This is a genomic window from Leucobacter luti, assembly GCF_050310065.1.
GTDB lineage: Bacteria > Actinomycetota > Actinomycetes > Actinomycetales > Microbacteriaceae > Leucobacter > Leucobacter luti_B.
In genome coordinates, this window is record NZ_CP190007.1 from 2,830,535 (window position 1) to 2,847,848 (window position 17,314).

The 17,314-nt window shown below is 63.7% G+C and carries 15 protein-coding genes and 1 tRNA gene; 6 read left to right on the plus strand and 10 right to left on the minus strand.

Annotated elements, in window-relative coordinates:
- Positions 1 to 7: 7 nt before the first annotated feature.
- From ACOPJ3_RS12900 to ACOPJ3_RS12920, 5 genes are all read right to left on the minus strand, one after another.
- The gene (locus tag ACOPJ3_RS12900; RefSeq protein ID WP_427869571.1) at positions 8 to 226 is read right to left on the minus strand and encodes a helix-turn-helix domain-containing protein; all 219 of its coding nucleotides are present in this window, start codon (positions 224 to 226) and stop codon (positions 8 to 10) included.
- Positions 219 to 3,329: a type I restriction endonuclease subunit R gene (locus ACOPJ3_RS12905; RefSeq protein ID WP_427869572.1), complete on the minus strand. Its 3,111-nt coding sequence runs from the start codon at positions 3,327 to 3,329 to the stop codon at positions 219 to 221. Before ACOPJ3_RS12905 ends, ACOPJ3_RS12900 begins: the two co-directional genes overlap by 8 nt.
- Positions 3,326 to 4,552: a hypothetical protein gene (locus tag ACOPJ3_RS12910; RefSeq protein WP_427869573.1), complete on the minus strand. Its 1,227-nt coding sequence runs from the start codon at positions 4,550 to 4,552 to the stop codon at positions 3,326 to 3,328. Before ACOPJ3_RS12910 ends, ACOPJ3_RS12905 begins: the two co-directional genes overlap by 4 nt.
- Positions 4,542 to 6,506 (minus strand): type I restriction-modification system subunit M, encoded by a 1,965-nt coding sequence (locus ACOPJ3_RS12915; RefSeq protein ID WP_427869574.1) that lies wholly within the window; start codon positions 6,504 to 6,506, stop codon positions 4,542 to 4,544. Before ACOPJ3_RS12915 ends, ACOPJ3_RS12910 begins: the two co-directional genes overlap by 11 nt.
- A 197-nt stretch (positions 6,507 to 6,703) precedes the next feature.
- Positions 6,704 to 8,788 (minus strand): ATP-dependent nuclease, encoded by a 2,085-nt coding sequence (locus ACOPJ3_RS12920; protein WP_427869575.1) that lies wholly within the window; start codon positions 8,786 to 8,788, stop codon positions 6,704 to 6,706.
- 249 nt (positions 8,789 to 9,037) lie between these two features.
- On the opposite strand from ACOPJ3_RS12920, the gene ACOPJ3_RS12925 reads away from it, so the two are divergent.
- Positions 9,038 to 10,230, plus strand: a protein-coding gene (locus ACOPJ3_RS12925; protein ID WP_427871232.1) for an IS3 family transposase whose coding sequence is annotated in 2 segments (ribosomal slippage) — positions 9,038 to 9,322 and positions 9,325 to 10,230 — 1,191 coding nt in all. Because the reading frame shifts where the segments join, the coding sequence is not laid out codon by codon here.
- Between the two features lie 117 nt (positions 10,231 to 10,347).
- Positions 10,348 to 10,551, plus strand: coding sequence for a hypothetical protein (locus ACOPJ3_RS12930; protein WP_427869576.1), 204 nt, complete (start codon positions 10,348 to 10,350; stop codon positions 10,549 to 10,551).
- Between the two features lie 220 nt (positions 10,552 to 10,771).
- Here ACOPJ3_RS12930 and ACOPJ3_RS12935 read toward each other — a convergent pair.
- Positions 10,772 to 10,845 (minus strand) — tRNA-Pro (locus tag ACOPJ3_RS12935).
- Between the two features lie 115 nt (positions 10,846 to 10,960).
- Positions 10,961 to 11,398: a pyridoxamine 5'-phosphate oxidase family protein gene (locus ACOPJ3_RS12940; protein WP_427869577.1), complete on the minus strand. Its 438-nt coding sequence runs from the start codon at positions 11,396 to 11,398 to the stop codon at positions 10,961 to 10,963.
- A 113-nt stretch (positions 11,399 to 11,511) separates the two neighbouring features.
- Here ACOPJ3_RS12940 and ACOPJ3_RS12945 point away from each other — a divergent pair, with 113 nt between their 5' ends.
- Positions 11,512 to 12,417 carry an NUDIX domain-containing protein gene (locus tag ACOPJ3_RS12945; protein WP_427869578.1) on the plus strand — a complete coding sequence of 302 codons (906 nt, stop codon included), beginning with the start codon at positions 11,512 to 11,514 and terminating at the stop codon, positions 12,415 to 12,417.
- Here ACOPJ3_RS12945 and ACOPJ3_RS12950 read toward each other — a convergent pair.
- Both ACOPJ3_RS12950 and rraA read right to left on the minus strand, forming a co-directional pair.
- Positions 12,386 to 13,150, minus strand: coding sequence for a lysoplasmalogenase family protein (locus ACOPJ3_RS12950; protein ID WP_427869579.1), 765 nt, complete (start codon positions 13,148 to 13,150; stop codon positions 12,386 to 12,388). The two genes, ACOPJ3_RS12945 and ACOPJ3_RS12950, sit on opposite strands and share 32 nt — an antisense overlap.
- 9 nt (positions 13,151 to 13,159) lie before the next feature.
- Positions 13,160 to 13,630 carry a ribonuclease E activity regulator RraA gene (rraA, locus tag ACOPJ3_RS12955; RefSeq protein ID WP_427869580.1) on the minus strand — a complete coding sequence of 157 codons (471 nt, stop codon included), beginning with the start codon at positions 13,628 to 13,630 and terminating at the stop codon, positions 13,160 to 13,162.
- Positions 13,631 to 13,832: 202 nt separating this feature from the next.
- On the opposite strand from rraA, the gene ACOPJ3_RS12960 reads away from it, so the two are divergent.
- From ACOPJ3_RS12960 to ACOPJ3_RS12970, 3 genes are all read left to right on the plus strand, one after another.
- A complete protein-coding gene (locus ACOPJ3_RS12960) occupies positions 13,833 to 14,489 on the plus strand; it encodes a TetR/AcrR family transcriptional regulator (RefSeq protein ID WP_427869581.1) in 657 nt (218 codons plus the stop codon).
- Between the two features lie 37 nt (positions 14,490 to 14,526).
- Positions 14,527 to 16,086, plus strand: a complete 1,560-nt coding sequence (locus tag ACOPJ3_RS12965) for an MFS transporter (protein ID WP_427869582.1) — start codon at positions 14,527 to 14,529, stop codon at positions 16,084 to 16,086.
- Between the two features lie 142 nt (positions 16,087 to 16,228).
- Positions 16,229 to 16,585, plus strand: a complete 357-nt coding sequence (locus tag ACOPJ3_RS12970) for a DUF4190 domain-containing protein (protein ID WP_427869583.1) — start codon at positions 16,229 to 16,231, stop codon at positions 16,583 to 16,585.
- 93 nt (positions 16,586 to 16,678) lie between these two features.
- Here ACOPJ3_RS12970 and ACOPJ3_RS12975 read toward each other — a convergent pair whose 3' ends face one another.
- A complete protein-coding gene (locus tag ACOPJ3_RS12975; RefSeq protein WP_427869584.1) occupies positions 16,679 to 17,200 on the minus strand; it encodes a lipocalin family protein in 522 nt (173 codons plus the stop codon).
- Positions 17,201 to 17,314 lie beyond the last annotated feature (114 nt).

The following is a 17,314-nucleotide window of genomic DNA, read 5'->3' on the forward strand; positions in this document are numbered from 1 at the left end:
TGCAGGATTAATCAGACTGTGAGGTCACCTGTACAGTGAGCCCCAACACGTCCGCGATCTTGCTGAGCGTCGCGGTATTGACGTCATAACCATGCTCCACGCGAACTACGGATGGCCGAGATACTCCGGCACGATCAGCGAGTTCGTTCTGGCTCCACCCGACAACCTGACGAGCCTTGTTCACCCGTCTAGCGATCTCAACCATTGCCGCTCGCTGGTCAGGCATCGCTATCGGTCACCTCATGGTGTTCGGCGTGCATCTTTTCGGCGGTGATGGCCAGAATGTGCGCAAGCATCTCGGGGTCAGCGAGGGCCTTCTTGATCTCGTCGGTGCCTTGGAAGGCCTGGAACATCGCATAGTCGCTGGCGTCCGCGAACTTGGTCGACCCCTTCAGTTGATCAACGTTGTTGCTCCTGGCCATAGCGATCGCTTCCTCGTCTGCGTTGAGGAATCCCCAGTAGGCGGTGATGAATCCGGAGATGGAACCGGGATCCGCATCGATGCCCTTCTCGCTGAAGAGCTCATTGACCTTCTCGATTGCTTCGTCGAGGGGGCCTCGAGGCTTCGAACCGATGCCGCCGGGCTCGGTGGTAAAGGCCGGGAGCTCGATAGCGACGTCGTTTCCCCAGGCATAATCCACGCGGTAGTCAGCGTTCACCTTGTCCGGGACGAGCTTCACTCCCCCGAGCTGCACGCCATCCATGTAGCTGCTGTCGTACTCCTCTGGAGTGAGGTGCAGATTGCGCGCGAGGAGTGTCATGAGTACGGCACGAAGGCGCAGATCCTCGTCGTCGTAGTCCACGATCTGGGAGAGGAACTGCCAGGCGTTGCGGTAGCTGATGGCATCCGAGCGGAACTGCTTCAGCTCTTCGTAGCGGACCTTGTCCTTGGTAAGCCGTGCTTTCTGCAGGCCGCTGCTCCAGGCGAATTTGATCGGGCCCAGGGCCTGCTGGATGGCTTCGCCGCCTGCGTTGTCCATGTAGGCCTGCGCGACCGCGCGCATCTGGGCTTCGGTGTAGAGGCCCACGGAGTCGAGTCGCTCGGACAGCTCGTAGAGTGCGTTGGCATCGACCTCTCCCTGTACATGAGCGTCCGTGAAGTAGCGCGCAAAATCCTTCTGGATGTTTTCAGGACTGTTGACGAAGTCGACGACCATCGGCGCGGACTTGCCCGGGTACATTCGGTTCAGCCGTGAGAGCGTCTGAACCGTGGCGATGTCGCTGAGCACCTTGTCGACGTACATGGCCATGAGGCGCGGTTCATCGAAGCCGGTCTGGAACTTGTTGGCGACGATGAGTACCTTGTACTCGTCCTCCTCACGGAAGGCCTTGGCAACGTCGCCGAGCGCGTTCATTGAGATCTCGGTAACTTCCTGGCCGGCATCGTTCTTTACAGCGCCGGAGAAGGCAACGAGAGTCTCCAGGCCGGCGTATCCCTTGTCGGCGATGTAGGCGTTCATCTTCTCCGACCAAAGGACCGCTTCCTTGCGTCCGGAAGTGACGACCATCGCGCGCGCCTGGCCGCCGAGCATGTGGGCGACGTTGCGCCGAAAGTGCTCAACGACAACCTGGACCTTTTGGGCAATGGCCGTCGGGTGCAGGCGAGTGAAGCGCACGATGTCCTTGACCGCGCGACCGGTCTCAACCTCGACCTCGTCGTCCTCATCTTCAAGTGCGTTCTTCACGCGCAGGAACATGTCGTAGGTCGAATAGTTGGTGAGCACATCGAGGATGAACTGCTCTTCGATGGCCTGGGCCATCGTGTAGGTGTCGAATGCTTCCCAGCGCTCTTCGCCATCGACCTTCGCGCCGAACAGGCGCAGGGTCTTGGCCTTGGGAGTCGCGGTCAGCGCGATGAACGTGATGTTCGAGCTGGCAGCGATAGCCGAGTCGGTGGCCGCCAGCAGGTCATCCGCGCTGATGTCTTGGTCCGGGTCGAGTTCGAGATCAACGAGCAGACCCTTGAGGGCACGCGCGGTCGAACCTGACTGGGAGGAGTGCGCCTCGTCGGCGACCACGGCCCAGCGCCGGCCATGCAAAGCGGCGGAGTCCTCGATGAGCTTCATGACGTGGGGGAACGTCTGAAGCGTGCAGGTGATGATGTGGTTGCCAGCAAGCAGGGCCTTCTTGGCCTGCTCGGATTTCGCCCCAGTTGCATCCCCGATGTTGACGACAAGTCCCATGCTGGACTGCACGAGGTTCATGTCGTCTCGGACGTTCTCATCTAGCACGGTGCGGTCGGTGACGACGATGACCGAGTCGAAGGTGGACTGTGCGTCAGCGCCCACATGACGGATGAGCCGGTGGGACAGCCAAGCGATGGTCTTGGTCTTGCCCGAGCCAGCGGAGTGCCAGATGAGGTATCTCCCTCCCGGGCCTTGGGTTTCGATGTCGGCAACCACGCGTTCCACTGCGCGCAGTTGGTGGAACCGGGGGAAGACCAGTCGACCGTCACCCTTCTTGGAGCGGTTGGGCTCGAAGAGCGCGAAGTTCTTCAGAATGCGCATGAAGGTCGGGCGGGCAAGAATCTCGCGCCACAGGTAGTTTGTCGCGGAGCCAGTGTCCGAGGGCGGGTTGCCCGCATGACCGTCGGTCCCCTGGTTGAAAGGCAAGAATGTGGTCTCAGCACCCTGCAGCTTGGTCGACATGTAGACCAGATCATTGGACACGGCAAAGTGCACCAGAGCGCGCCCGGGCTGCAGCAGCGCGCGGGTCGGGCCGGGCCCGCGGTCGTTCTTGTACTGCGCGATCGCATGGTTGACCGTCTGGGTGTTGTCGGTCTTCAGCTCCAGTGTGACCACCGGCAGACCGTTGGCGCAGAGCACGACGTCGATCGTCTCGTTGGTCTTGGTGTCGAAGCGCACCTGGCGCAGCACGCGCAGTCGCACCGCATCGGACCTCTCGATGACCGAGAGCAGATTCGAGTTCTCCGGCGGGAACTCCATGAGCGGGCCGAATGTCGCAGCAGGTCGGCCGATCTGCGCGTACTTGAAGCCGCGGCGCAGCACACCCAGCAGACCGCCGACGGGATGCCCGGTGATCGGATCCATCTTCGTGGTCTTGCCCAGCTCTTTGATGATGTGGTCAAGAAGCTTGTTCTGAGCGAGCTCAAGTGCGCCATTGACGAGGTCCGCAGGCACGGCCTTCTCGTATTCATCGGGGTACTGGGTCGCCAGCCAGTGCAAGACATCCGCTGGCACCATTGCCCGGGCGATGTCCCAGCCGGCAGCGACTGTGTGGCCAGCGTTCTCGTAGAGCCAACCGCGTTGAGCGAGCTCGTCGCAGAGGTTGGACTCGAATTCGTGCTCGAGCACTTGTGCGTGGCTCATGCCACTTCCTTTCGACCGGTCACGACATCGGTGATGAGTGCCGCCCGGCGTTCGGTGAGTAGTTGTTTGAGTTCGGCGACCTTGGCCAGCATGGCGTCGATCTTGCCGGTGATCTCGTCGAGCTGGTCCGCGATGTGCTTCTGTTCAGCGAGCGAAGGAAGATAAAAGCGCTCGTTGAGAAGCACCGACTTACGGACGGTCTTTCGCAATCCCGTGTATAGCGGACGCAGGCCCTTCACATCGTCGACCGCAGTAAACGCCCATTCGATGAAGCGGGAATCTGCAACTTCTTCATTCACCACGAAGCGCGTGTATGCGTTCGTAATCATCCCATCTAGCTGTGAGCGGCCAATCGTTCGCGGAGTTTCGTCGATATCGAAGAGACACATCAGGACATCGTTGGGGTAGATGACCTGATATTGCTCAAAACTCGCCGGGAACTTTCCTTCTCCAGAATCAGGATCACGCGTAATGATTCCCTTTTTTGTAAGCGAGAGGAGTTGAGTAGTGTTCCATCTATCACCGACCTTTTCTTCCGTTGGGAAGAGGATCATGCCCAGGCGAATTTGTTGCCAATCCGAGGGGACCCGACCTTGCCAGGTTGCTTCACGAAAACTCTGATTAGCCGTCCCGGACTGACCAGTAACGGTGTGAGAGATTGAACGTTTACGACGGCTCATAAGAGCATCAGCCAGTTCGTCCATTTTCGCGATCATGGCGTCGATCTCACCGGTCTCGCGGTCAAGGTAATCGGCGATTCGTTGCTGCGCAAAGAAATCGTGATGTGGGACGCGTATGCGATGGAGCACTGACGCCTGAATCGCTGGATAGCTCACTCCAACGGAAGTTGCGACGATCTCGTCCATGACCTGTTTGGATCCCAGCACGTATGCGACGTACCGAGGATCAGCATCGTTGGGGTTGGGACGAAGAACTGCGAAACCTGTGGAGTAGATCCGCTGCTGCTTGACCTTGCCGACTTGTGCGATTGCGCGGAGGTACGTGCGAACTGTCGATACGATGACATCCTTAGCACGAGCGATACGCCGAGCACGTGAGGGAGCCGTAGCGAACGTAAGTGATTCGAGTTCGCTGCTGATCGAGCCTTCGGTCACGTTTGAGATGTCGACGTAGTTGAATGAGTAACCCGGATCAGTCTTATCTGACAGAGTCTCATCATTAATCGTGCAAAGTGCCCAAAGTGGCGCGGTATTACGCATCATTGTGTACCGCCTGGAACATCTCGGCGAGCTCACCCATGAGGCGAGTCACATCGGCGTCAATTTCCTCGAGCGGGCGCGGTTCTTCGGGCACGTAGAAGATCCGAGTGAATGGGATCTCATTGCCAGACTTGGCCTTCGACTCATCCCACGCGGCCCCTTCGGCGAACGGAATTACCTCGCGGGCCATATGGTCGTCGAGGTCGTCGCTCATGGGCACGCGCTCGGTGATCTTCCAGCCGTCGAGCAAGACGGGATTGCCCTTGCGGTCGACGGCCAGTGGTGCGGCATCGTCTTGGACGCCCAGGGCATCAGTAACCATGTTGACCAGCCCGATCGGTGCTTTCAGCCCGGCGTTCTTGCAGCGCTGCGAGAAGACGGTAGCCAGGTCGTTCCACGCGACGTCGCTGAGGCCACGGATGATTTCGGCGTGCGCGTCGGTGTAGTTCTTGTGCTCGGCGATCTTCTCGAGGGCTTCCTCGGAGATAGCGGTCGCCAGGCGAGCCTGCTTGAATACCGTCACGTCGCGGAACATGAAGTCTTCCTTGGTGAACACACGCGAAATTGCGGGATCAGCGTTCTCAAACGCTTTGTAGGCCTCGTGCACAAGCTTGCGCTTCGGCTCGCTCATCTCGCGGCGCTTGTCACCCATCGGCTTGCGCATTGGGTCCCAGAGGCCTGAACCGTCAATGAGCTGGATCTTGCCCTTGCGCTCGGCCTCTTTGTTGGTGTCGAGGATCCACACGTAGGTGGCGATGCCTGTGCCGTAGAACATCTGGGTCGGCAACGCGATGATGGCATCGATCAGATCCTCGTCGAAGAGCCACTGGCGGATCGCGTTCGGCCCCTTATCGGAGTTGAACAGCGGCGAGGCGTTCGACACCACAGCGGCACGGCCACCATGGCCGGCCTTTCCAGCGGGGCTCAACTTTGAAGCGCAATGCGCGAGGAAGAGCATCTGCCCGTCGGATTTGCTGGGCAGTCCGTGACTGAAGCGTGACCCCGGCGTTTTCGACTGCTCGAGGACATCCTTGTACTGCACGTCCCAGTCGGATCCGAAAGGCGGGTTAGAGAGCACATAGTCGAACTGACGATCTGCGTACTCGTCGCGGATGAGCGTGTCGCCCTGGCGGATAGCATCGGGCAGCCCACCCTGAATCAGAAGGTCAGCTTTGCCGAGGGCAAAGGCCGAGTCCATGAGCTCTTGGCCAAAGAGGTTGACCTCGATGTCAGGGTTCAGCTCGGTGAGGTGGTCTTTCCCGACCAACAGCATGCCACCTGAGCCCGCGGTGGGGTCATAGATGGAGCGTGTGGTGTTCTGACCGGTCAGCGACTCCTCGTCGGAAGCGAAAAGCACATCGACCATGAGCTTGATCGCATCGCGCGGGGTGTAGAACGCACCAGCGGCTTTGCCCTTTTTGTCGAAGGCCCGGTACATGACGTTCTCGAAGAGGTCACCCATCGCGGTGTTCGGCATCGCCTCGGCAGAGAGGTCTAGCGTAGAGAAGTGGCGCACCACGGCATGCAGTCTGTTGGCGTCGGCGAGCTTCTTCACCAGACGCGGGAACTCGAATGAGGTCCAGATGTCGGCGATGTTGTGCGAGAAACCGGCGATGTAGTCGAGCACAGATGCCTCGACGTGGTCGTCGGTGGCGGCGATGGCTTTGAGGTTGAGCGCCGAGGTGTTGTAGAAGCTCAAGCCGAACCGGCGCTTGACCTCGGCATCGATGAATCGGACGGGAGTGTCCTTCTCAATGAGAGCATCGACAACCTCGATGAGTTCAGCTTTTGTGTCTGACAGTAGGCACTCAAGGCGGCGAAGCACAGTGAACGGAAGGATGTAGTCGCCGTACTCGGTCTCTTCGACGACGTTGCGCAAGAACTTGTCTGCGGTGGCCCAGACGACATTCTCTGTCGTGGCGACGCGCTGCGCCTGCGGGGGCGTGGAGTTGGTCATGGAACCTCTTCTTTGGTGGTGCTGACGCTTTGAAGCTTGTATCAGAAAATTTACATTGCAGGAGATGGTGATTACTAGCGGACACGCTTGCCCGGTGGTGAGAGTCGGTCTGGTGCTGAGCCACGCATCGGCTGGGTCGGCTTCAGAACTAACGCCAGCCGTGAGGGCTGTCGTGAAGCTGCACCCTGCCTCGTCCGTTACACGAAGATCTTGGAGAAGATCGCGTTGAGCTCAGCGATCACCGCGTCGGCGCTCTCCCCTAGTGACGACCGATACGCATCAAGATCGGGGCGAGTCGCCCGATACTCAACCGCTTGCTTCACCTTGTCACGCTTCTTATTGGCGCTCGCGTAATACTCCTCCACCGCGCCGCGAGAAAGCACGTGACAACCTTCGTTCGCAAGCTCATTTAGCAGCGCACTCTTGAGTTGGGCCACTTCCCCGCCCGCGGCCGGGTTGACTAGTTTCGATAGCCGGTCGGAGCGACGAACATAGGCGAAGATTCGTTCCAGGCAGTCGATCGCGACGGCCGTCTGCCCCGAATCGTGAGCCTCTCGCGCCTCACGTAGATGAGTACGGGTGTCGCCGCTTCGCTCAAGATCGTTCACCTGCGAGCTTGTCAATTCCTTGCCCGCAGGTTCCAACTCATCCAACGCCTTCAACAACGCGTCGCGGCTCTGCTTGAATGTATCGCCGGGAGAAACCCTCTCGAACCCGTCAGTGATCACGTCCAGGTCGCAGATGACCGACACTGGGATCTCGAAGCTCGCGAAGAAAGAGCGGTAGTTCTGAATGTTCGATTTTCCTTGAACTCTCGCAAAGGCGATGTTTTTCTCTGCAGCGTCCCAGTCATCGTTGAGGAGCTTGGCAAGCATCGGAAAGATCACAGCGTCACTATCACCCTCGACGAGAACAACGCGCTGTGCGAAGAATCCGATGCTGTTGTTCTCATGGCAGACAATCTGAAACGCAGTCTTTGCCGGAAGGTTCTCTGCGAGACGCACAGTAAGAGCCTTTGTAACCGGAATGCCACCATCCTCAGCAGCGACTTTGCTTAGCTTGACGAGAGTCTCGGTAGCGTCCGCCTCGAAGAACAATGGGGAATGGGTTGTCACCATTACGGAGTGGACTTCAGAGAAGGAGCGCAGTGCCGCAAAGAGCTGACGTTGCGCATGCGGGTGCAGGTAAAGCTCAGGCTCTTCGAACAGCAGCCAGTAGCCCGGATGTGTGGCTTCACTATCCGGGTGGAGCGTCCGAAGCTCGGCATAAGCGCGGAGGATGGCAAATGTCACTGCACGTTTGAGACCATCGCCTTTTGAGACGATGGGGCCTGCGTGACCGTCATCTGCATGGATTTCAGCCGAGTTCACAAGAGACCGAATCTTGGGTACGGGCACGTGAATCTTGAGGTCGACACCAGGGAAACTCTGGCGCACGAACCCGGCAATAGTCGACTCGATGTCCTTGACCCGTTGAATGCGGTCGTCGGACTCAGTCCCGTCCGCCCCTATCACGCGACTCAACTTCGATTGAATCTCGCGGAACTGCTTTTCGACGTCACCTAGCTGATCCTCAATCTCAGACATGAGGATTCCGATCAACTTCCCGAAGGTGGCAGAGTCCGATGTCTTAACTTCGTCACTTACGTCTTTGACCGCTTCGACATAGATCGGTTCTGGAAGGAAGTCCTTGATTGCCGCGTCAATGCCCGTAGGCAGGGGGCGGTCACCAGGAACCAATTGATCGTCAGGCAGCTGGGCGATGGCCACAAGCCGGGCCTCTTTGATGTCGGCCTGTATGGGACGTTCCGGGAGAGTCGGATCTAGTTCTGGAAGCAAGGCAACTACCGCATCACGGAGGTCGACACCGCGCCTACCTGAGATGACCTTCGCCAATTCCTCCTCGCTCCAGCGCTCATCCTCGGGAACAAGCTGGCTCAGCAGGAGTTGACTTCTTCCCGTTTCTCCTGGGTTGAAGAGGCGCACGAAGCGCACGCTCCCCTTTTGAATTACAGAGCGAAAATCTGAGCGGTGCTTTTCGTTCTTGATGCGAGCAAGGTCAGCCTCAGTGACGTCCTCAACCAGAAGTTCAATTCTCACCGGCTGATCGGCGGTGTAAAACTCCTCGGCACGCGGTCTGCGTGTTGACGAAGGCATCAGCAGCAGGATCGCCTGCAGGACTGACGATTTTCCAGAGTTGTTCTCCCCGATCAGGCATCCGAACCTAGACAAAGGCATGGTGACGTGCTTAAGCCCTCGAAAATTCTCCACGCTGAGTTCCACAAACCGCATTCAACTCTCCCCATTTAGTAACCACTCATGACAGACGGCAAGGCTCTTACCGGGGATCGCGACTATGAGCAACACGCGCACCCCAGCACTCCACACCATAGCGATGAGGTCAGACACTGGGGTCTGCTGTAGGAACAGGTGACAGTTCTTGTTAGGCCGCGAGGGCCAGGTTGGGTCTGCTGTAGGAACAGGTGACACCTGATCTGTGGTGCCGTGTGGCGCTGCTGGGAGGATGTCATCATGCCCAAGCCGTTTCCCCGTGAGTTCCGCGACGATGTCGTTCGCGTTGCCCGTGCTCGAGAAGCCGGCGTGACTGTCAAGCAGGTCGCGACCGATTTCGGGATCAGTGAGAGCTGTCTGCAGAACTGGCTGCGCGCCGCTGATGTCGAGGACGGCAACCGTCCTGGGGTGACCTCGACGGATTCGGCGGAGTTGCGGGAGTTGCGGAAACGGAACCGGCTGTTGGAGCAGGAGAACGAGGTGCTGCGGCGTGCGGCGGCGTATTTCGCGCAGGCGCATCTGCCGGGAAAATGAGTTACCCGCTCGTGAAAGAGCTCGCCGCTGACGGGATTCCCGTGGTGGTGTCGTGCCGGGTCCTCAAGCTCTCCCGTCAGCCCTACTACCGCTGGCTTGCGCACCCGGTCACGGATCGGGAGCTCGACGAGGCGCATCGCGCGAACGCCCTGTTCGACGCGCACCGTGATGACCCGGAGTTCGGACACCGGCTCCTCGCAGACGAGGCTCGTGAGGCCGGGCAGCCCATGTCGGATCGGACAGCGTGGCGGATCACGTCGACGAACGGCTGGTGGTCCGTGTTCGGCAAGAAGCGCGGCCGGGGCGGGAAGAAGCCCGGGCCCGCCGTGCACGACGATCTCTGCGTCGTCACCGACGAGAAGGGCCGCAGCCGGCACGTGTTCGCCGCTGAGGCGCCGAACGAACTGTGGCTGACGGACATCACCGAGCACCGGACCGCGGAGGGCAAGCTCTACCTCTGCGCGATCAAAGACGCCTGCTCCGGTCGGATCGTCGGCTACTCGATCGACTCGCGGATGAAGTCCCGTCTCGCCGTCCAGGCGCTGGAGAACGCGGCCCAGCTGCGCGGTAACATCGCCGGCTGCATCGTGCATTCGGACCGCGGCTCTCAGTTCCGAAGTCGGAAGTTTCGTCGCGCGTTGACCCGCCACCGGCTGGTCGGGTCGATGGGCAGAGTCGCGTCCTGCGGCGACAACGCCGCCATGGAATCCTTCTTCAGCCTGCTGCAGAAGAACGTCCTCAACCGCCGCTCCTGGGCCACCCGTGAAGAGCTGCGGATCGCGATCGTGACCTGGATCGAACGCACCTACCACCGCCGTCGCCGGCAACCCCGCCTCGGACGTTTGACGCCCGTCGAGTTCGAGACCATCATGAACAAGAACCTGGCCCTCGCGGCCTAACAAGAACTGTCACCTGTTCCTACAGCAGACCCGATCGCCACGGCACCGCACTGCGGGTGGAGCTCCGTCTACTGCTTGAGTGTGTTGAGCTATCGATGTTTGAGAACGGCTAAGCGCATGGACTACAACGAGATCGACAGCGTAGTCGGCGTGCCGATTCGTGTGCCTGCCAGCGAGGACTATCGACGATGCTCCGAGCGTGGGAACGACTGCGTTCCCGATCCAAACTTCGGGTCTGACGAGTTAGGTGCACGCATCGCGCTCGCCTGCCCGGAGCACGGTATCCAGAGCGTTGTCGACCCGTTTGAAGATCGGCGTTGAGTCTCCACTCGAGAAGCGGAAAAGCACTTGAACCTGCGACCGCCCAGCCCCAGGTGTTCAACTTGATCGACAGAGTATTGAGCGAGATTAGCGGCTACCTGGCGATCCGATGTCCGCGGCACAGCAAAATGTCACCGCTAGATTGCGGTGACATTTGCGGTGACATGACCCAGAAAACAACAAAGCCCCGACCAGAAATTGCTTCTGATCGGGGCTTTTGTCGGGCTGACAGGATTTGAACCTGCGACCCCTTGACCCCCAGTCAAGTGCGCTACCAAGCTGCGCCACAGCCCGTTGTTTCTGCGAGAGCCTCCCCTGCGGGACGCTGCCGAGGCAACCCCTCTATCCTACCCACATTTTTGACGCCGCGAAATCCGCGGCGCGATTCGGGGCGAATGGCCGCGGCGGCTCATCCGTCTTGCACGTCCTCCCGCCGGGGTTCGGGGCCGAATTCGAATTCGCGGCCCGTCACCGACTGCGCGGCGATCCGCACGAACGTGGGCTTCAGGGTCGGAATGTAGGGGCGCAGCGGCAACCGTTCCGCCTCCGCGATCTCGGCCTCGAGCTCGAGGGCGCGCGCGTCGCCGTGCACGACGACGCTCCAGCCGCCGGCGAGGTCGAACTCGTCGGCCTCGAAGACGACCGAGCTGTTGACGGTGAGGCCCGCGAGCTTGCTGCCGGAGGCGGTGCGGAAGACGATGGAGCGGCCGTCGACGACGAAGTTGACGGGGGCGATGTCGACCACTCCCCCGACGTTCGTCACGATCCGGCCGACGGAGCGCGTGGAGAGCCGCTCCCAGCAGGTGTTCTCGTCGAGTTCGACGATCGGGTTCGAGCTTACGTCCATACCCCATTCTCTCGCGCCGAGCGCCCCGAACGGAAGGCCGCGACCGCCCCGCGGCGGTCCACAATACGAAACATCCAGGCGCCCGGGCGTCCGCCGCCGATACGCTGGAGAGCATGAGCGACCTCCGCGATCCCGGCGACGCCTGGGTGACCGCCGCAGACGGCGGGCGCTACTGGGGCCGCTTCGGGGCCGCCGGGCTGCTCGCCCACGACCGGGAGCGCGGCGCGATCCTGCTGCAGCACCGGGTCACGTGGAGCGACCACGGCGACACCTGGGGCATCCCGGGGGGCGCGCGCCACGAGGGCGAGGCCGCGATGGCCGCGGGCATCCGCGAGGCGCAGGAGGAGGCCGGAGTTCCCGATAACGCCGTGATTCCCCGGTACACGCACGTGCTGGATCGCGGCGGCTGGAGCTACACGACGCTCATCGCCGACGTCGCGACGCCCTTCGAACCCGAGATCACGGATCCCGAGAGCCACGCCCTCGCCTGGGTCGAGCTCGACGAGGTCGAAAAACTCCCGCTCCACCCCGCCTTCGCGACGAGCTGGCAGCTGCTGCGGCCGCTCCTCATCGGCACGCCCACGGTCGTCGTCGACGCCGCGAACGTGGTCGGCAGCGTGCCAAACGGCTGGTGGCGGGATCGCCGCGGCGCCGCCCTCCGGCTGCGGGATCGGCTCGAACTCCTCGCCGCCGACCCGCACGGCGTGCGCGCCGGCTTCCTCGACCTGCCCGAGACGAACACGCCCGGCCTCGAGCGTGCCTTCCCCGACTGGGTCATGGTCGTCGAGGGCGTCGCCCGCGGCATCGGGAGTTCCGAGCACATCCGCGTCGTCGACGCCCCCGAGCTGGGCGACGACTCGATCGTCGCCGAGGCCGCGGCCCTCAAGGCCGACGGATCCCGCTCCACGATCGTCACGAGCGACGCCGAACTCAAGGTGCGGGCGCGCGCCGCCGGCGCCACGACCACGCGCGGCGTGCGGAAGCTGCTCAGGATCCTGCCAGAGCTCCCCGCCGAGTAGCAGCCACGATCCCGAACGCGATGAGCCCCTGCCCGAGCGTGTACGTGAGCATCACGGCGCCGCTCGTCCACGCGGGCATCGCCTCCGGCACGAAGATGCGGAACGCGAGGATCGCGTCCGACACGAGGAACCAGAAGCCACCCCACGCGATCACCGGCCCGCACCGCGACGCCATCGCCGCCGTGCCAGCGAGCAGCAGCCCGTAGATTGCGACCGGCACGGCGAGCCCGCCGGCGCGCGGGATCAGCACAACCATGAGCCCCGCATACGCCACCGCGTATATGAGCGCCCAGACCGGGAACTTTCGCCTCGGGATCCCGCGCCCGCGCCACATCAGCAGCACGTAGCCGACGTGCGCGAGGCCGAAGCAGAGCAGCATCATGGGCAGCTCGTCCTCGAACATCGGGAAGAACGTCGCCGCCCCGTCGCCGAGCCACGAGAACAGGATCGCCGCGAGCAGCAGCGCCATCACCCCGAGCCGCCGCGGCCGGATCCCCGCCGACGCCCACACCACGCCGACGGCGAGTGCAGGCATGAGCAGCAGCTTCGTCGGCGCGTCGAGCGGGTGCTCGAGGAAGCGGGCGATCACGTGGATCGCAGCGAACGCGGCGTAGAAGACGACGGCGCTGAACACCGCGGCGCTGAAGACCACGCCGCTGAACACAGCGGCGCCGCCGGCATTCGCGCCTGCATTCGCGCCGGGGTTCGCGACGCTGCGGGATCGACCGGTCATCCCCGCAGCTTAGCGCTCGACGAGGATCCCGTCCTCATCGCACCACACGGTCGCGCCGGGCCGGAACGTGACCCCGCCGATCTCGACGTCGACGTCGACCTCGCCCGCGCCCGTCTTCGTGGACTTCGCCGGGTTGGAGCCGAGCGCCTTCACGCCGAACGGCAGGGTGCCGATCGCCACCCGGTCGCGGATCGCGCCGTTGACCACGAGGCCCGCCCAGTCGTTGTCGCACGCGAGGCCCGCGATGATGTCGCCCACGAGGGCGGTCTCGAGCGATCCGCCGCCGTCGATCACGAGCACCGCGCCGTCGCCCGGCCCCGAGAGCAGCTCCTTGAGCAGCGCGTTGTCCTGAAAGCAGCGCACCGTGCGGATGGGGCCGGAGAAGCCGCTCATCCCGCCGATGTTCTCGAACTGCAGCGATACCGAGTCGAGCTCCTCACCACGCTCGTCGTACAGGTCCGCCGTGCTGATCTGCGCCATTACGGCACTCCCTCCCGCCGAGGCCGGTCGGCCATCGGGTTGCTTCAACGCTACCCGGAGCCGCCGACATTTGGCACCGAACCCCCGCAATACGGCGACTTACAGACGGCTTACATACGACTTGCCAAACCCTCGCGGCGTCATGTACAAATGTACATGTACAGATGTACATTAACCGTTGCGTGAGAACAGGAGGAACGCCATGCAGCAGGCACCGCCCCGCCGCCGCGACCCCGCGGCGCGGCGCCGCGCGATCCTCGAGGCGGCCGCGGACCTCGTGGTCGAGCGCGGCACGGCCGCCCTCACGCACCGCGCCGTCGCCGCGCGCGCCGGCGTGCCGCTCGGCTCCACCACCCAGTACTTCTCCTCGATCGACGAGCTCCGCGAGGAGGCGCTCCAGCTCCTCGCCACCGAGATCGAGGAGGCGCTCTCGCGCATGGAGCCCGCGATTTCCCAGGTCCGCACGGATCCCGAGGCCGCGCTCGCGGAGGCGATCGACTTCCTCGCCGACCGCCGCGCCGTGCTCTCAGACGTCGCCCTCATGACGACCGCGACCACCGACCCCCGCCTCCGCGCCCTCGCGATGCGCTGGACCGAGCGCCTCATCGAGATGCTCGAGCCGCACATCGGCCGCGAGCGGGCCGGCGCGATCGCGATCTTCCTCGACGGCGCCACCCTGCACGCGGCCCTCACCGAGGCGCCCATGGGGCGGCCCGAGCTGCGCCGGGTGCTCACCGCGCTGATCGCAATGGAGGCTCCGGATCCGGATCGGGCTCCGGATCCCGAGATCGATCCGGAGCCCGATCCGGATCCGGAGCCCCGCACCGACGCCGCACCCGAGCCGCCCCGCTCACCCTGACCCAACACCCACCCACTCGAAGCTGAAAGGCCCGATCATGCCTACCCCGGCACCCGCTCCCGCACACGCACCGGCAACTCCGACGCCGCTCAGCAGGGGGCGGCGCTGGGCCGCGGTCACAGTCCTCACCGCGAGCCTGCTCGTCATCACGATGGACATGACGATCCTGAACATCGCGCTGCCCGAGATGGCCGCCGAGCTCCATCCCACCTCTGATCAGCAGCTCTGGATCATCGACGTGTACTCGCTCGTGCTCGCGGGCCTGCTCGTCTCGTTCGCGGCGATCGCCGACCGGTGGGGCCGCAAGCGCATGCTCATGCTCGGCTACTCGATCTTCGGCGGGGCGTCGCTGCTCGTGTTCTTCGCGACGACCGCGGAGGGCGTCATCGCGATCCGCGCCGTGCTCGGCATCGGCGGCGCCATGATCATGCCCATCACCCTGTCCCTCATCAGGGTGATCTTCACGGACCCGAAGGAGCGCGCGACGGCTCTCAGCATCTGGGCGGCCGTCTCCGGGCTCGGCGCGGCCGTCGGCCCGCTCGTCGGCGGGCTTCTCCTCGAGCACTTCTCCTGGCACGCGGCGTTCCTCATCAACGTGCCGCTCATGGTCGCCGGCGTGATCGCCGGGATCCTGATCCTGCCCGAGTCGCGCGTCGCGAACCCCGGGCGCTGGGACGCGCTCTCCGCGATCCTGTCGCTCATCGGGATGACGCTCGTGGTGTGGGCGATCAAGACGTTCGGCAAGGAAGCGAGCCTGCTCGTGCCCGAGGCGCTCGCGGCCTTCGCCGCGGGGGCGGCGCTCCTCGCGTGGTTCGCGGTGCGCAACGTCCGCAGCCCGGAACCGCTCCTCGACCTCGGACTCTTCCGCAACCGGGTGTTCTCGGCCGGGATCATCGCCGCGCTCGGCTCCACCTTCGCCATGATCGCGGCCATGCTGCTCATCGCGCAGTGGATGCAGCTCGTCGACGGTGCCTCCCCCGTCGAGGCCGGGATCAGGCTCTTCCCCATCGCGATCGCGGGCTCGATCGCCTCGCTTGTCGCTCCCCCGCTCGCGCGCTTGATCGGCGCGCGGGCCGTTCTCGCGGGCGGCGTCGCCCTCGCGGGCGCCGGCCTCATCATCGTCGGCGTGCAGCCGGGCACGCTCCACACGCTCACGGTCATTGCGGCGCTCTGCCTGGTCGGAGCGGGATCCGGATCCCTCGCCATCGCCTCCGTGATGATCATGGCCGGCTCCCCCGAGGCGAAGGCGGGCAACGCCGGCGCGCTCGAGGAGACCTCCTACGAGCTCGGCGCCGTGCTCGGCGTCGCCGTGCTCGGCAGCATCGCGGCGATCCTGTACCGCGACGAGTTCACGGCGAGCGGGCTGCTCGCGCGGGTGGATCCGGAGCTGGCGGCGCAGTCCGGGGAGTCGCTCGGCGCTGCGGTCTCGATCGCCGAGGCGCTCGGGCGGCCCGAGCTCGCTGAGGCGGCCGGGGTCGCATTCACGCACGCGATGCAGACGACGGGGATCGTGGGCGGCGCGCTCATGTTTGCGGTCGCGGTGCTCGTGTTCGTGATGACGCCGCGCGGCACCGACGTGACGGCGGCGGCGCACTAGGGGCTTGGGGCTGCTTGCTCGGTACCGGGGTATGAGGCGTTCGGCACCCCGGGCCGACGCGGAGAACCCCTGGTCGCTCATACCTTTGAAGCATCAGGCACCGGACCTCCGCACCGGGCCCACCGCTCGAAAGGAGAGCACAATGTCCACCACCGTCCTTCCCGAGAATGTCACCCGCGACGAGCAGCAGACGACCGAGCTGGCGCCCGCCGGCGCCTCGCCCGCTCCCGCAGCAAGCACCGACACGGGCCGCACCTTCGCGATCACGAGCTTCGTGCTCGGCGTCGTGTCGGTCGTGAGCGGCTGGACCTTCGTCGCCCCCATCATCGGCCTCGTGCTCGGGATCCTGGCGCTCCGCCGCAAGACCGGCGAGCGCACGCTCGCCCTCTGGGGCGTCTGGCTGAGCGGCGCGATGCTCGCGCTCACCCTGATCGTAGCGTTCTTCGCGGCGCTCTTCGTCGGGGTCAGCGTCCTCACGATCCCCTTCGTCGAGGGCTAGCCCCCGCAGCCCGGGCCCTTGTTAGCGATTTCGGGGCTTCCGCGTCCCGCGAAGCCCCGAAATCGCTAACAAGGGCTTTGGCGCGTGCGCCGGTCAGGCCTCGGGGTCGAGCAGGTCGTCCGTGACACGGCCGCCGTCCTGCACGGGACGGATCAGCTCGTCCAGGTCAAAGCCCTGTTCGCGCGCGGTCTCGAGAAACTGTTCGGCCTGCGCGGGGTCCGGCTGCGGATCCCGCGCGAGCAACCAGAGGTTCTTGCGATCCGGCGTCCCGACGAGCGCCATGCGGTACTCCGGATCCAGCCGCAGCACCCAGTAATCGCCGCTTGTGAACGGGATCCACTGCAGCGCCTTCGGCAGGAAGGACACGGTCAGCTTGCCGGGCTCCCCCTCCACGGGGGTCGCCTCGCCGACGGACTGCGTCGGCTCCCCATCGGCGTCGATGCAGCGGTTGTCGACGCGCACCTTGCCGTTTTCCTGCAGCGAGTACTCCGCGGTGATGTTCCGCGCGCGCGTCGGCTCCCACCGCAGCGGCAGCCGGGCGATCTCGTACCAGAGCCCGAGATACCGCTCGAGGTCGAGCTCGGTGATCGCCTGCACTTCCTGATCCTGCGACATGTGCATTCCTCCCCCTGTCGTGCCCGAACGCCGCAACCGCGCGCTGATCGGGCCTTGGACACGCAACGATGCCACGTCTGCGGCCGCGGCGAAACCCCACCCACCCGATCCCGC